Consider the following 13177-nt stretch of genomic DNA (forward strand, 5'->3'; position numbering starts at 1 on the left):
GCAGATCTCCGCGCTTACAGCATCGGGGTTTGTGCCGGAACGGCCAGGGCATCGTTTTCGACCACGCGCACCTTGGTGTCGTTGCTCAGGCGAACCTGGCCCGACAACACTATCTCGTCCCCGGCCTTGATACCGGACAGCACATGTACGTCATTACCGCGACGCTCGCCCGCCTTGACCACGACCTGCTTGGCCCGTTTCATACCGTCCACCTCGTGGATGACATAGACGTTTTCGCCATACAGGGTGAAGGAGATGGCCGATTGCGGGATCACCATCTGCTCTTTTACCGTGGGCAGTATGATGCTGGCGCGGGCGAACATGCCTGAACGGAGCTGGCCGTCGTTGTTCGGGATGTCAGCCTGTACCTGGATCAGGCCGCTCTGGTAGTTGACGGCCGGCTCGATGGCGGTGATGTGGCCATCAAACTGGGTCTGGGGATAGGCATCCACGTTGATCTTGATGATCTGGCCCAGAGTGATTTTCGAGATGTCGGTCTGGGGCACGGTGAAGCGCAGGCGCATCACGCTGGTGTCTTCCAGCCGCACTATGTCGGTACCCGGTTGCAGGTACTGGCCGAGGAAGACGTTGCGCAGGCCGACCACACCGCCGAAGGGGGCGCGGACTTCACGGCGGGCTATGGTCGCCTTCAGGCTCTCGATGTCGGCCTCCAGCGAGCGGTAGCTGGCTTCGGCATCATCCAGCTGATCCTTGGAGATGGAGCTCTTCTTGAAGAGGTTCTGGAAGCGCTCGTACTTGGCGCGCGCCGCCGGCAGCTTGGCCAGGGAGGCTTGCAGATTGGCCTTCTCCACGCTGGAGTCCAGGCTCAGCAGCAGCTGCTCCGCCTTGACTGGCTTGCCGGATTCGAAGGTGATGGCATCGATGGTGCCCGCCAGTTCGGTGGACAGTGTCACCCCCTGGTTCGGTTCGATGAAGCCGATCGCTTCTATGGTCGGTACCCAGTCCTGCGCCTTGGTCACCATGGCGGTCACCGGGAACTCGGGTTCAGGCCGGTTGGCCATGAACTCTGCAATCTTCTTCTGCTTGAACATATTGAAGCCGATGACGCTGCCAAACAGGGCAAGCGCTATCAGCAACATGATGGCCATCCACTTTTTCATGAACAGGCTCCTGAGGTGGAAAAATTGGGGTTTAAAATGGCATTCCAGCTGGCCCGGATCACGGCTTCCAGCTGTTCTTGCGTCAGTTCAAAGTGGTGAACCTGGCGTTGCAACGCCAGACTTCCCACGCAATCCAGGCTCAGCACCTGCAGTGCCCGGACGGGTAGATCGATAAACAGACCTTGTTCACGTCCCCGTTCGAAGAAGCGATCCAGAGGTGCCCAGGCGGCCATGATGACCGGGTCTTTCTCCAGCTCGGCTCCCAGCGGAGAGCTCTCATACTGCAACTTGCATTTGAGCGCGTTGGGCTCGTCGGCAAAAATGGCGTGGATGTTGAGCCACAAGCGCCGAAATTGCTGAAACGACACCTCCTCTATCTGCACCCCTTCCATGACCAGGGGATGACACTGGAGTATGGTGTGCTGATAGAGCTGGCGGATCAGATCATCTTTGTCGCTGAAGTAGCGATAGATGGTGCCTGCCGCGACCTTGGCTTTCTTGGCCACCACGGCAATGGATAGCCCGTGGAAACCCTGCTCGCCGAGTACTTCATGCGCCGCATTGAAAATGCGTTCTTTCTTGTTCATGACTCGATTATCACAACGGCTGAATGAACGTTCATTCATTTTAGGGGGGCCTTGAGGCAAGTCAAGTTCTGCTGCGCGTTTGACCACCATAGTGGGGGGACAAAGTAACGGGGGAGGACTGGATCCAGCCTGAATGAAGGAAAAATGGCATAAAACAGCCATAAGCGATGGAAAAACAAGCGGTTGATTCAGCGCAGGCAAAAAAGTGTAGACAAGCATGCTCCCATCATCAATAATGCGCCCCGTTCGACAGCGTAGCGCCCGTAGCTCAGCTGGATAGAGCGCTGCCCTCCGGAGGCAGAGGTCACAGGTTCGAATCCTGTCGGGCGCACCATCAAACGTGCGCCAGTTAAACGGGCGTTGTTGTGGAACGAAAACAGCTGTGGTGGCTGTAGCTCAGTTGGTAGAGTCCCGGATTGTGATTCCGGTTGTCGTGGGTTCGAGCCCCATCAGCCACCCCATTTTACAGCTTGTCAGGTATGCGAAGGTGGCGGAATTGGTAGACGCGCTAGCTTCAGGTGTTAGTGCCCCCCGGGTGTGAGGGTTCGAGTCCCTCTCTTCGCACCATACTTGCTGTATGACGAGGATGATCGCAAGTGGTCGTCTTTGTGCTTTAGAGTAATTAGTAAAGAAAATTGTCTCGGTGATTAGCGCAGCCCGGTAGCGCATCTGGTTTGGGACCAGAGGGTCAAAGGTTCGAATCCTTTATCACCGACCATATTCAGAAAAACCTCGCTTCGGCGGGGTTTTTCGCTTTCTGGCGTTTGCCATCTCTCCTGTCGTCACACCTTGTCACGTCTGTTTACACTTCTGTTGGCACTTTCTCGCCGCGGCTTCGGGTATGCTGGGCCACAGACCCACAGCAAGTGGGCATCATTGAACACATTTCAGGCCAACATGTCATATGCACCCTAATATCGTTCGCGTCAGCACGCTGGCGCTTGTTGTCGTGGCCCTCAGCGGCTGCTCGTTCAAACCCAAGCCGGATGAGATCCTGATGGGCGCCGCGTCCAGGCAGGCCGCTGATACCCCCTCCACCCTGGTGACCAGCGGTGGTTTCTGCGTGGCATTGAATGCCCAGGATCAGCTGATCACCCAGCCTTGCGACCAGACGGCCGGTCAGCAGTTCAGCTGGGATGCCGGTGCCTTGCAGCTCCAGCAGCGCTGTCTGGTGGCGAAGGGAGGGAGTGAGATCGCCATGACGGAGTGTCAGGACGAGAGTCGTCAATGGCAGTGGCAGGCGGATCGCCTGTTCAACCGCAAGGTCGAGCTATGCCTGGATGTCGCCGGACGCCGTCACAAACCCGGTACCCCGCTGCGGCTGGCGGATTGCTACGGCGGCGCCAACCAGAGCTTCGAGTGGAAGAATGAAACGAGCGTGCTGGACCAGCTGAACCTGAAAAGCCTCATCTGGTGAGGCTTTTGAGATAGACGAGTGGCTCCCCTCAGTGTGAATGCGCGGCATTTATCGGACGTTCTGGCTGGGGTATCGTAACGGGCAATGGCACCAGGCGACAGACATCCTCATGACCAGACCCCTCGAGCGAGTCGAGGCGACTGATCAGCAGGGAGTGGACCCCCTTCAGCTGATCGGCCCGTCGCAATGTGTCTATCAGCTGGTTGTGATGGTGCTGGGGGTCGCTATCCCGATAGTGGATCGGCCTGACGCCGCGCAAGATCGCCATTTGATTGAGCAGCTGGCGGTTGTCTGACAGTGCCCAGATCGGATTGTTGAGACCGCCCCGGGATATGGCGATGACCGCATCTCCCTGGCGGGTCAGCACGGCAATGCCGCAGGCGCTGTCTTGGCTGAAGGCGGAGGTCATGGCGGCCAGCGCCATACAGTGGCTGGACTGATCAATCTGGCTGGTGTCCCTGCGCCAGCGTGGTGGCATGGGCTCCATCTCTTGTTCGGCTCCCAGTGCGATGCGGGCCATGGCTTCGACCGCTTCTACCGGATAGAGTCCAGCCGCCGACTCGGCCGACAGCATCACCGCATCCGTGCCATCCATGACCGCGTTGGCCACATCCAGTACTTCGGCCCGGGTAGGCATGGGGCTGCCGATCATCGACTCCAGCATCTGGGTCGCGGTGATGACGGGGCAACCGAGTGCACGGCAGCGCTTGATCAACTTCTTCTGTACGCCGGGCAGTCTGGCATCTCCGATCTCCACCCCCAGATCGCCACGGGCCACCATGACGATGTCGGCGGCGTGAATGATCTCGTCCATGGCCTCGACCGAGGCGACAACCTCTGCCCGCTCGACCTTGGCGACGATGGCTGCCTTGCTGCCGGTGGCACGAATGAGCGCTCTGGCCTCGTCGAGATCAGCGGCGCAACGGGGGAAAGAGATGGCCACGAAGTCGGCCTCGAGCTGGTGGGCGGTCAGGATATCTTCCCTATCCTTGGCGGTCAGCGCCGGGGCACTGAGGCCGCCGCCCAGTACATTGATGCCTTTGCGATTCGACAATATGCCGCCCACCAGCACGCGGGTCGCGATGTGCGTTCCCTCGATCTGTTCCACCCTGAGCTGGATACGGCCATCGTCCAACAGCAGGATATTGCCCGCGTACACCTCGTTCACCAGTGCCGGGTAGTCGATCCCGACCCGATATTGGTCGCCCTGCCGGTCATCGAGCCCGGCATCGAGTACGAAGGATTCTCCCGCCTGCAGCCGTATGCTGCCCGCAGCGAAGCTGGCTATCCGGATCTTGGGGCCCTGCAGATCCACCAGAATGCCGATGTGGGTATCGAGGCGTACGGCCGTGGTGCGGATCAGCGCTGCCAGTGCCAGGTGCTGCGCCGGACTGCCGTGGGAAAAATTCAGCCGAAAGACGTTGGCTCCTGCCTGGATCAGCTTCTCCACCATGGTGGCGGAGCAGCTGGCAGGGCCAAGAGTGGCGATGATTTTGGTCTTGCGCATGGGATTCTCCTGTTGCGACAACAATGCAAAAGGGTGGTCACCAGACCACCCTTTTCTTGGGCATGTATCAGTAGTTGACGACTTTTTTGGCGTTCCACACCGTCAGAGCGAGCAGCATGGAGACCACAGAGGCGCCCAGCCAGAAGTACTGGGCACTGCTGAAGTCATAGTGAGTCACGCCATCGATCACGCTGGTCTTGATCAGCGCAGAGGAGACCAGTTCCTGGCCGGAGGCGGCGATGTAGGAACAGAGACCGATGAATCCCTTCACTGCACCCACCGCCGTTTTGGGCATCAGGTCACAGGCGGTCAGACCGGCCAGGAACACCACCAGACCACCGATGGCATAACCGATCAGGGCGAGGGCGACCGCGTCCATCATGCGGCTCTGCGGACCCCAGAACATCAGGCACATGCCGGCTATGTTGGCCAGACCGTACAGCAGAGTCGGGATGTGGCGGTTGGCGTTGAACAGCTTGTCGGAGATGACCCCTGCCAGGATGGCGCCAACGAAACCGGCGATGGGGTAGGCTGACATGGCGAAACCGGCATCGATCAGGCTGTAACCCTTCTGTTCCTGCAGGTAGAGCACGGCCCAGGAGCTCATGGCGTAGCGGGACATGTACATGCAGGCGCAGGCTGCGGCGATGAGCCAGACGGTGGGTTGCTTGAGGATGAACAGCTGGGCGCGGCGGATCTCGGCCGGCTCCACTTTCTTGGCGATTTCGGCCTGCTCACCGAAGGCGACGGCCGGTTCCGGCAGAGCATAAGTCTGCGGGCGATCCTTCAGTACCAGGAACATGCACAGAGCCGCAATCAGAGAGGCAATACCCGCCCCGATAAAACCAGCCTGCCAACCGAAGTAGCTGACGATGGTGGCTGTCAGGATCCAGGAGATGCCTTCCCCTATGTTGCGTGAGCCACCCCAGATCGAATAGACGGAGCCCCGTTGCTTGGGTGAGAACCACTGGAAGATGGAGACACAGGAGGGCGCCGAGCCGACGGACTGGAACCAGCCGTTCAGGCCCCACATCAGCACCAGGAAGAAGGTCGCTGTGTTCATGCCCATCAGGATGGTACAGATGGATGACAGCCCCAGCGAGACCGACATGAAGCGGCCTATGTTGGCGTAATCGGAGAGGAAGCCGTTGGAGAACTTGCCGACGGCGTAGGTGAACAGGAAGGCGGAACCTATGACCCCCAGCTCCTCCAGCGTCACTATGCCGGCATCCAGCAGGGGTTTCTTGACAACGTTAAGGCTCATTCTAACCACGTAAAACATGGCATACCCCAGCACCAGTCCCAGGAAAACCTGCCACTGGTACTTGCGGTAAATGGAGCGGATTTTATCGGGCGAGGCATCCATGACCGGCAGGTCTGCTCGCGTCTTGAAAAAGTTGAACATGTCGTTCTCCGTTTATATTTGGCAGCATGGTTTCAGAGGAAGCTCTGATAGCGGTTGCCATCATATGAAGGGAAAATTTCAGGCGGCAAAATGACAGATATGGGTCAACACTGACTCAATCATAGGGATGTCATGAGTCAAAAGTGACATATTCAGACTGTCCTATTGATATTCAATGAATAACAATAGCGATCCCGACGGGGTGATATGAGTCAGAACTGGCTCATCCCCCATTTAATAAAAATAATGGCATGTGCTGAATATTAGATGTGCAGCACATAATCTGACATTGATAGCGAGCCGACAGACACCCTATGCCAATATTTTGCCGACTGCTACCCCTCTGTCTGGCCGTGGTAATGTTGCCATTCAGCACCATTCAGGCCGCGTCATTGACTGTGCTTACCTCCTTCTCGGAGACACCGGTCAGGGCGGTGATCGACGGTTTCGCCGAACAATATCCGGAGATCCGGGTAGAGGTTATTTATCGGCGCACCATTCCATCCTTGCGATTATTAACGGAGGCGGAGGCGCCTCCGGTTGATATTATCATGTCATCGTCGCCGACTTTTTTTAACACACTGGATAAGGCGGGTTTACTGGCGCCTTTGCCGATCGTCACAACTCCTCCGGACTGGCTGAGTCCGCATACTCTGGGATTAAGCAATAAAGTGGCGGTCGTCGGATATTCCAGTAGCGGCATCATGTATAACCGCCACTATTTGACCAAATATCAGTTACCCCTTCCCACCACTTGGCAGCAGCTGGCTTCACCTGTTTTCATGGGGCATGTCATGATGAGCTCCCCCTCCCAATCTGGCACGACCCACATGATGGTGGAGAGCGTGCTGCAGCAGTATGGCTGGGAGCAGGGATGGGCCCTGTTGATGCGACTCGGTAGCAACCTGTCGGCCATTACTGCGCGCAGTTTTGGGGTGAGCGACGGTATTACTCGCGGGCTGGCCGGCGCCGGTCTGGTGATCGACAGTTATGCCCTCAACAGCCAGTCCCGCTTTGAGCACGTCGGTTTCAACATCATGCCGGACTCAGTGATCCTGCCGACCTATCTGGGGGTGACCCGCAGCAGTGCCAATCCGGCCAATGGGGCCCTGTTCATCCAATATCTGTTGTCAGCCAGGGGGCAGGCCATCATAGGGACTCCCGGCATGGCCAAGGCCACACTGAGTCAGCCGGCGCTGGCCAGGCAGACCCGTTATGTTACCGACAAGGCGCTGCTGTACCGGCGAGCTGGCCTGCTCAAAGCTCTGTTCGAACAGACCATTACCCAGCAGATGCCCAGGCTGAAAATGACCTGGCAGGGGATTAACGGAGCGGATACCCAGCAGGAACCCTGGCGGATCAAACTGCTGGAGCAGGCGCGCAGCAAGGCCAGCACGCCCCCCCTGAGCGAGCAGCAGGCGAGGGATCCAGCGTTGCTGGCGTTGTTCGATGGCATGTACGATCGAGAGCAGGGCAATCCACAGGCAGAGCGGGTGATGCACCAGTGGCGTCAGGTGACGGAGGGGCGACTGAACGAAGCACAGCGCCTGGTCGAGCAGGCGGTCAAGCCATGAGTCGGCTGGGGCGCAGCTTGCGCATGCCGAGCAGCCTGGGACGTCGGCTCATCCTCGCCTTTGTGGCCATCACGGCCCTGACCGGGATCATGGGGATGGCCGCTTATATGGTATGGGAACGGCTGGGACAGCAGGTCAACCTGATTGTCGAGGAGAGCCTGCCCGCGATCGGCAGCGCCTATCAGCTGGAACGCGCCAGTTCCCGCTTGTTGCTGTTGCTGGCTCAGTTGCGTGACACCCGGGATCCGGTGCAGTACCAGCGGCTCTCCATTTCGGTTTCCTCCACCCTGCTGGACATCCAGAATGCCTACCTGCTGGGAACGCCGGGAGATCAGGAGACACCATCGCAGCGGCAGGCGTTCGATGAATTGAGCTCCCTGGTAGCTGATCACGCCCGCTATCTGAAGCAGCAGATCGATCACTTCGAAACCCTGCAGCAGCTGCAAAAGCGCAGCAACTGGCTGCATCAGGATCTGGTGGACGATGTTGCCCCTCTGCTGCAGGAAGTGGAGTGGCATCTGACCAGCATGGTGGCCAGCTCGGATGACATGGGCGAGTTTGGCAGTGTCATCAAGGAGTTTTCCGCCCTGCAGGATCTGACGTTCAAGGAAAACGAGCTACAGGCTCTGGTCAACGAGGTCATTGCCCAGCGTTATCAACAGGATCTGGAAAGCGCGTTTCTGTTCATCGGTTACAAGATTGACGAGATAGATGAGCTGACCTTCCGCCTGGCGGAGTACCCCTCGACCGTCAGCTATCGCCAGATCCTGCAGGATATTGTGACCTTGGTGAAGCCGGATGGGCAGCTGCACCAGTTGCTGCTGGCGGATGCCTTGACTCACCAGCGGCTGGCTGCTCTGCGGCCCCAGCTGGATGATGCAGTCTCGCGCTATCACCAGCGAGTGAGCTTGATGGTGAGCGAGGCAAACCGTTCTCTCAGTACGCTGGGACACAACAGCAGCCAGATGGTGGCTACCGGCAAGCTGGTGATCCTGGTGGTACTCGCGCTCGCCATCTTGCTCAGCATTTTTGTGCTGGTGGTGTTGATCGGCCGTCGGCTGATTGGGCGGCTCGATGTACTGGGGCAGGATCTGGCCCGGGTTGCGGCGGGCAAGATGGATCTGCCGGTCAGGACTAGCGGGCGGGACGAGATCGGCCAGCTGGGGGAGAGCCTGCGCCATTTCTGTCAGCAACTGCAGCAGATGGAACGGGCCAACGCCCTGAATCTCATCAACAATACCCAGGCCTGTCTCATCACCTGCCATCCGGATGGCACCATAGAATCGGTCAACCCGAGTGCGTTGACCCTGTTCCAGCAGACGACCATCAAACCGGATCAGCCGCTGTGGCAGGCTTTTCCCGCAGAGGCCAGGACAGTGCTGGCCAGCCAGTTCCTGCCGGGGCAGCCGTTGTACCAGCTAGGTTACAGCGAGTGTACGGTTGCCAGCGAGCGGGAGGGCAAGCCCCGTTTCTTGCATTTCAATCTGCGTCGCTTCGAACAGGGGCGGGGGCACAGATTCATCATCACCATCACGGATGTGACCCGCCAGGAGCTGACCGCCAGGGATCTGGCTCAGCTAGTGGAGGAACGTACCCGGGAGCTGACCGAGAACAACCATTTGCTGGCAGCAGAAGTAGTGCAGCGTCAGCATGCCCAGCGCAATCTGCTGCAGACCCAGGATGAGTTGATCCAGGCCGCCAAGATGGCGGTGGTGGGGCAGGCGATGACCAGTCTGGCCCATGAACTCAACCAACCCCTGTCGGCGATGATGACCTACCTCTACACCAGCCGTGCCGCGCTCGATACCGGACAGCTCCAGACACTGGGCGATGACCTTGGCAAGATTGAGAAGCTTAGCCAGCGCATGAGCCGCATCATCACGGCGCTGCGAAATTTTGCGCGCAAGTCGCCGACCGAAGAGACCCGCATCCCGCTCGAGCTGGGCCAGGTGGCCGAGCAGGCCCTGTTGCTGCTGGAGACGAGGGCCAGACGGGATGGCTGCACCCTGAGGAACGAGCTGCCCACCGGGCTCTGGCTCGAGGCCGATCCCGTGCTGGTGGAGCAGGTGCTGGTCAATCTGCTGGTGAACGGGATGGATGCCATCGCCGGGCGGGCAACCCGCGAGATCCGCCTGTTGCTGCTGGAACAGGATGGCAGTCAGCTCAAGATTGCCATCGCCGACAGCGGTACCGGTTTCGGTGAGGCCATACTGCCCAGATTGTTTACCCCCTTCACTACTTCCAAGGAGGTGGGGTTGGGACTGGGGTTGACCATCAGTCGCTCCCTGCTGGCCCGTTGTGACGCAGGGATCTTGCTGGGCTCGGCTCTGACGGGCGGCGCCATGGTGATCCTGGAGTTCGGCGGGGCCGTGTACTTTGCCCATCCGGGGGCCCAGTATCCGATGAGCATATGAACGAGGAGAGGTCAGTCAATGTTGTTACCCCATAGCCGCCCGGCCAACGTCTTGTTGGTGGATGACGATGAGGACGTGTTGGAGTCTTATTGCCACCTGTTGCGGCTCTCCGGTTATCATCCCAAGGCTACCACCTCGGCCCACGAGGCATTGACCCAGCTCACTGCCCAGTGGCCTGGCGTGGTGGTATCCGATATCTACATGCCTGCCATGAACGGCATGGATTTGCTGATCCGGGTACAGGAGATAGACGTCGAGATCCCGGTCATCATGATCACGGGTCACGGCGATATTCCCCTGGCGGTGCGGGCGGTGAAACAGGGCGCGTTCGACTTTCTGGAGAAACCGCTCAACCCGCATGCCTTGCTGGCCCTGCTGGAGCGAGCCTGCCATCAGCGCCGCGTCACTCTGGCGCGCCGCAGCGAGATCCAGGCGGCCGTCGATGACGAGCTGATTGGAACCAGCCCGCAGATAGTGGCCATTCGCAACCAGATCAACCAGCTGGCACAGACCGACAAGGATCTGATGCTGGAGGGGCCTGCCGGCTCTGGCCGGCACACGCTAGCACTGCTGCTGCACAGGATCAGCGCGCGCAAAGCACAGCCCTGCCATCTGCATGACTGCGTGTCGGCAGGCTCGCTGGCCGAGATACAGGCCAGTCTGGCGCTCGCCGAACAGGGCACCCTGGTACTGCAGTCTCCCGCCAGACTGACGGCCGAGTGCCAGCGCTGGCTGGGCAACCATCTGCTGGAGCAGGAGCGCAAGGGGAACAAGTCCCTGCGCACCATAGCGCTGTTTGACGAGTCGCCGGAAGGGCTGGTGGAGCGACAACAGTTGATGCCGGAGCTGTACTACTTCCTCTCTCAGGTGCGGCTCAAGTTGCCCCGTCTGGTCGAACGCAGTTGCGACATCATCCCCCTGTTTCGCGCCTTTCTGCGTCAGGGCTGCAAACGGATTGGCCAGCCTGTGCCGGCGGTGGACCGCGCCTATCTGGAGACGCTCAAGCGGCATCAGTGGCCTGGCAATTTGCGCGAGCTCAGGAACGTGGCCGAGCTCTATGCGGTGGGCATCGTCAAACTGGCTGGTGTTGAGCGGGCCATGCCGCTGGCCAGCGCCAAGGAGCCGTTGGACGATCTGGTGGAAGAGTTCGAACGGCGGGTGATCGAAGATACCCTGTTCCTGTTCTCCGGCCGGGTGACCGAGGCCGCCCACTACCTCGGGATCCCGCGCAAGAAGCTCTATCTGCGCATGAAGAAACACAATCTCGACAAGGAGCAGTTCAAGCCTGCCGGCTGAGCCGTCAGAGTTTGAACTGCTGCACGGTGGTGGCCAGTTGTTGGCTCTGGGCCCCCAGCTGGCCACAGGTCTGGCGAATGATCTCCAGGTTCTCCAGCATGGCGCGGCCGTTGCACGCGACGACGCTCAGATTGTGGTTGATCTCGGTGCTGACGCCGCTCTGTTCATGGGCTGCATCCCGGATCTGGCCGTTCATCTCGTTGATGATGGTGATCGCTTGCGTCATCTGACTCAAGCTCTCCCGGGTCTGGTGCGCCTGGGCGACGGCCTGGGTGCCGCTGTGGCTGCTGGCTTCCATCTTCTGCACAGCCAGTTGGCTACCCTGTTGCAGCCGCTCGATCATCTGTTGTATTTCACCCGTGCTGTGCTGGGTCTTGCTGGCCAGGGTGCGGACCTCGTCTGCCACCACGGCGAAGCCGCGTCCCTGCTCCCCGGCCCGTGCCGCTTCGATGGCAGCATTGAGTGCCAACAGATTGGTCTGCTCGGCAATGCCGCGGATCACATCCAGCACTGACGAAATGTGCCCGACATCTTGCTCCAGCCGTTGGATACCCTGTTCCGAGCTGTGAATGTCCCGTGCCAGTGCTTCCATTGCCGCGACCGTATTCATCAGATCCGTCGTGGCGCTGTGCACCTGACCGGCTGCTTTGGTCGAGGCATGTTCGGTCTGGCTAGCGTGTTCCACCATGAGGGTGCTGGTGGCACTCTGCTCCTCCACGGCAGCGGCAATTTGATCGCTCTGGCGCTGCTGCTCCTCGGCATTGGTGAGCATCTGCTCCATCAGGGAGTGCAGCTGCCGTGATGCCGATTGCACAGTGCAGGCGATCTGGCTGACGTCGCTGACGATCTTGTGCACCTGATCGATGAAGCGGTTGAAGGCGGAACCGAGGGCGCCGATCTCGTCGCGCGAGGTGATGGTGAGGCGCCGGGTGAGATCGCCCTCGCCCTGAGCTATATCCTCAAGCGCCCGCTGCATCTGGTTGAGGGGCCTGAGCGTGAGCCGGGTGACCGACCAGGTGAGTGTCAGGGCCAGCAGAATGGCGCTCAGCGTGCCCATGCTCAAGACCTGCTGCGCATGCTGGCTCGATGCCTGAACCTCTTGTCTGAGAGCCTGCTGAGATAGCTCGATGGCGTCCTTGAGCAGGTTGAGCTGCTGGCGGATGCTGGTGAACTGCTGCTGTGACGCCTGGAAGTGATTGGTGAGCAGCTGGCTGCTCTCATGGGGATCGGCAAAAACGGCCTGATAGTGTGCGAGCCAGCGATCAAACTCCGCCAACATGAGGTCAAGATTGCTCTGGTACTGCTTGCCGAGGAGGCCTGCATCGATCAGGGTCTGCACCTGACTCAGCCTGTCCCTCGCCTTGTTGCCATTATCAAGAAATTCCGCTTTCTGATGTGCCACATTTTCGGTGGTGAGGCCACCCACGATCAGCCCCTGGCCTGCGGCAATGACCTGATAGAAATCGCGATAGGCATCTTCAAGGGAGTTTTGTACCGGCAGTATCTGCTCGACAACGGTGCGATTGACCCGCTGCTGCTCGGTGAAACTGGTGTAGGCGACGGCAACGACGCTGGACATGATGATCAACACCATCACCACGGGAAGACGGGTTTTGGTCGTGAGGGATAAGCGATTCAGAAGTTTCATGATGGTGAGTCTCGCTGAGGCGATAAATGACGTTCCATTATCGGGTTTGAGGCTTTGAAGGGATTCAGGCGAGGGTCACGCTATCGAACAGGAACCGTAAAAATTTGAGTTATTACCGGTACATAATCGAGTGCAGCCGATGCAGATAAGAGCGAAACTTGTTCAGGGCGTGAACAGCGGATTCTATTCTGTCGGCTAAGGGGTACAT

9 protein-coding genes and 4 tRNA genes are annotated in these 13177 nt (G+C 59.2%); 8 read left to right on the forward strand and 5 right to left on the reverse strand.

All coding sequences use genetic code 11. The annotated features are described in order from the left end of the window. Positions 1 to 14 precede the first annotated feature (14 nt). Positions 15 to 1121, reverse strand: a complete 1107-nt coding sequence (locus AACQ95_RS01880; protein WP_098981179.1) for an efflux RND transporter periplasmic adaptor subunit — start codon at positions 1119 to 1121, stop codon at positions 15 to 17. Further along, on the reverse strand, positions 1118 to 1708 hold the full coding sequence (locus AACQ95_RS01885; protein WP_042873563.1) for a TetR/AcrR family transcriptional regulator: 591 nt from the start codon (positions 1706 to 1708) through the stop codon (positions 1118 to 1120). Before AACQ95_RS01885 ends, AACQ95_RS01880 begins: the two co-directional genes overlap by 4 nt. A gap of 257 nt (positions 1709 to 1965) precedes the next feature. Here AACQ95_RS01885 and AACQ95_RS01890 point away from each other — a divergent pair. From AACQ95_RS01890 to AACQ95_RS01910, 5 genes are all read left to right on the forward strand, one after another. Next, positions 1966 to 2042: transfer RNA gene (locus AACQ95_RS01890), tRNA-Arg, on the forward strand. Between the two features lie 51 nt (positions 2043 to 2093). Further along, positions 2094 to 2169, forward strand: a tRNA-His gene (locus tag AACQ95_RS01895). Between the two features lie 20 nt (positions 2170 to 2189). Further along, positions 2190 to 2275 (forward strand) — tRNA-Leu (locus AACQ95_RS01900). A gap of 74 nt (positions 2276 to 2349) precedes the next feature. Then, a tRNA-Pro gene (locus AACQ95_RS01905) sits at positions 2350 to 2426 on the forward strand. A 186-nt stretch (positions 2427 to 2612) separates the two neighbouring features. Beyond that, the gene (locus AACQ95_RS01910) at positions 2613 to 3125 is read left to right on the forward strand and encodes an RICIN domain-containing protein (protein WP_241280437.1); all 513 of its coding nucleotides are present in this window, start codon (positions 2613 to 2615) and stop codon (positions 3123 to 3125) included. A 28-nt stretch (positions 3126 to 3153) separates the two neighbouring features. On the opposite strand, the gene pyk is transcribed toward AACQ95_RS01910, so the two are convergent. Both pyk and AACQ95_RS01920 read right to left on the reverse strand, forming a co-directional pair. After that, on the reverse strand, positions 3154 to 4632 hold the full coding sequence (gene pyk, locus AACQ95_RS01915; RefSeq protein WP_241280438.1) for a pyruvate kinase: 1479 nt from the start codon (positions 4630 to 4632) through the stop codon (positions 3154 to 3156). 67 nt (positions 4633 to 4699) lie between these two features. Then, on the reverse strand, positions 4700 to 6037 hold the full coding sequence (locus tag AACQ95_RS01920; protein WP_098981175.1) for an MFS transporter: 1338 nt from the start codon (positions 6035 to 6037) through the stop codon (positions 4700 to 4702). A 359-nt stretch (positions 6038 to 6396) separates the two neighbouring features. On the opposite strand from AACQ95_RS01920, the gene AACQ95_RS01925 reads away from it, so the two are divergent. From AACQ95_RS01925 to AACQ95_RS01935, 3 genes are read left to right on the forward strand one after another with little or no spacing between them, the layout of a single operon-like run. Next, complete coding sequence (locus AACQ95_RS01925; protein ID WP_241280439.1) at positions 6397 to 7611, forward strand: ABC transporter substrate-binding protein; 1215 nt, start codon at positions 6397 to 6399, stop codon at positions 7609 to 7611. Next, on the forward strand, positions 7608 to 10025 hold the full coding sequence (locus AACQ95_RS01930; RefSeq protein WP_241280440.1) for an ATP-binding protein: 2418 nt from the start codon (positions 7608 to 7610) through the stop codon (positions 10023 to 10025). The genes AACQ95_RS01925 and AACQ95_RS01930 overlap by 4 nt, the downstream gene beginning before the upstream one ends. 18 nt (positions 10026 to 10043) lie before the next feature. Further along, the gene (locus AACQ95_RS01935; RefSeq protein ID WP_241280441.1) at positions 10044 to 11321 is read left to right on the forward strand and encodes a sigma-54-dependent transcriptional regulator; all 1278 of its coding nucleotides are present in this window, start codon (positions 10044 to 10046) and stop codon (positions 11319 to 11321) included. Positions 11322 to 11325: 4 nt separating this feature from the next. Here AACQ95_RS01935 and AACQ95_RS01940 read toward each other — a convergent pair whose 3' ends face one another. After that, positions 11326 to 12969: a methyl-accepting chemotaxis protein gene (locus AACQ95_RS01940; protein ID WP_241280442.1), complete on the reverse strand. Its 1644-nt coding sequence runs from the start codon at positions 12967 to 12969 to the stop codon at positions 11326 to 11328. Positions 12970 to 13177 lie beyond the last annotated feature (208 nt).

This window comes from Aeromonas sp. MR19, assembly GCF_963899305.1.
Classification (GTDB): Bacteria; Pseudomonadota; Gammaproteobacteria; order Enterobacterales; family Aeromonadaceae; genus Aeromonas; species Aeromonas bestiarum.

Coding starts and splice junctions, on each gene's coding strand:
- AACQ95_RS01880 (WP_098981179.1), bottom strand. CDS start 1,121: ATGAAAAAGTGGATGGCCATCATGTTGCTGATAGCGCTTGCCCTGTTT.
- AACQ95_RS01885 (WP_042873563.1), bottom strand. CDS start 1,708: ATGAACAAGAAAGAACGCATTTTCAATGCGGCGCATGAAGTACTCGGC.
- AACQ95_RS01910 (WP_241280437.1), top strand. CDS start 2,613: ATGCACCCTAATATCGTTCGCGTCAGCACGCTGGCGCTTGTTGTCGTG.
- pyk (WP_241280438.1), bottom strand. CDS start 4,632: ATGCGCAAGACCAAAATCATCGCCACTCTTGGCCCTGCCAGCTGCTCC.
- AACQ95_RS01920 (WP_098981175.1), bottom strand. CDS start 6,037: ATGTTCAACTTTTTCAAGACGCGAGCAGACCTGCCGGTCATGGATGCC.
- AACQ95_RS01925 (WP_241280439.1), top strand. CDS start 6,397: ATGTTGCCATTCAGCACCATTCAGGCCGCGTCATTGACTGTGCTTACC.
- AACQ95_RS01930 (WP_241280440.1), top strand. CDS start 7,608: ATGAGTCGGCTGGGGCGCAGCTTGCGCATGCCGAGCAGCCTGGGACGT.
- AACQ95_RS01935 (WP_241280441.1), top strand. CDS start 10,044: ATGTTGTTACCCCATAGCCGCCCGGCCAACGTCTTGTTGGTGGATGAC.
- AACQ95_RS01940 (WP_241280442.1), bottom strand. CDS start 12,969: ATGAAACTTCTGAATCGCTTATCCCTCACGACCAAAACCCGTCTTCCC.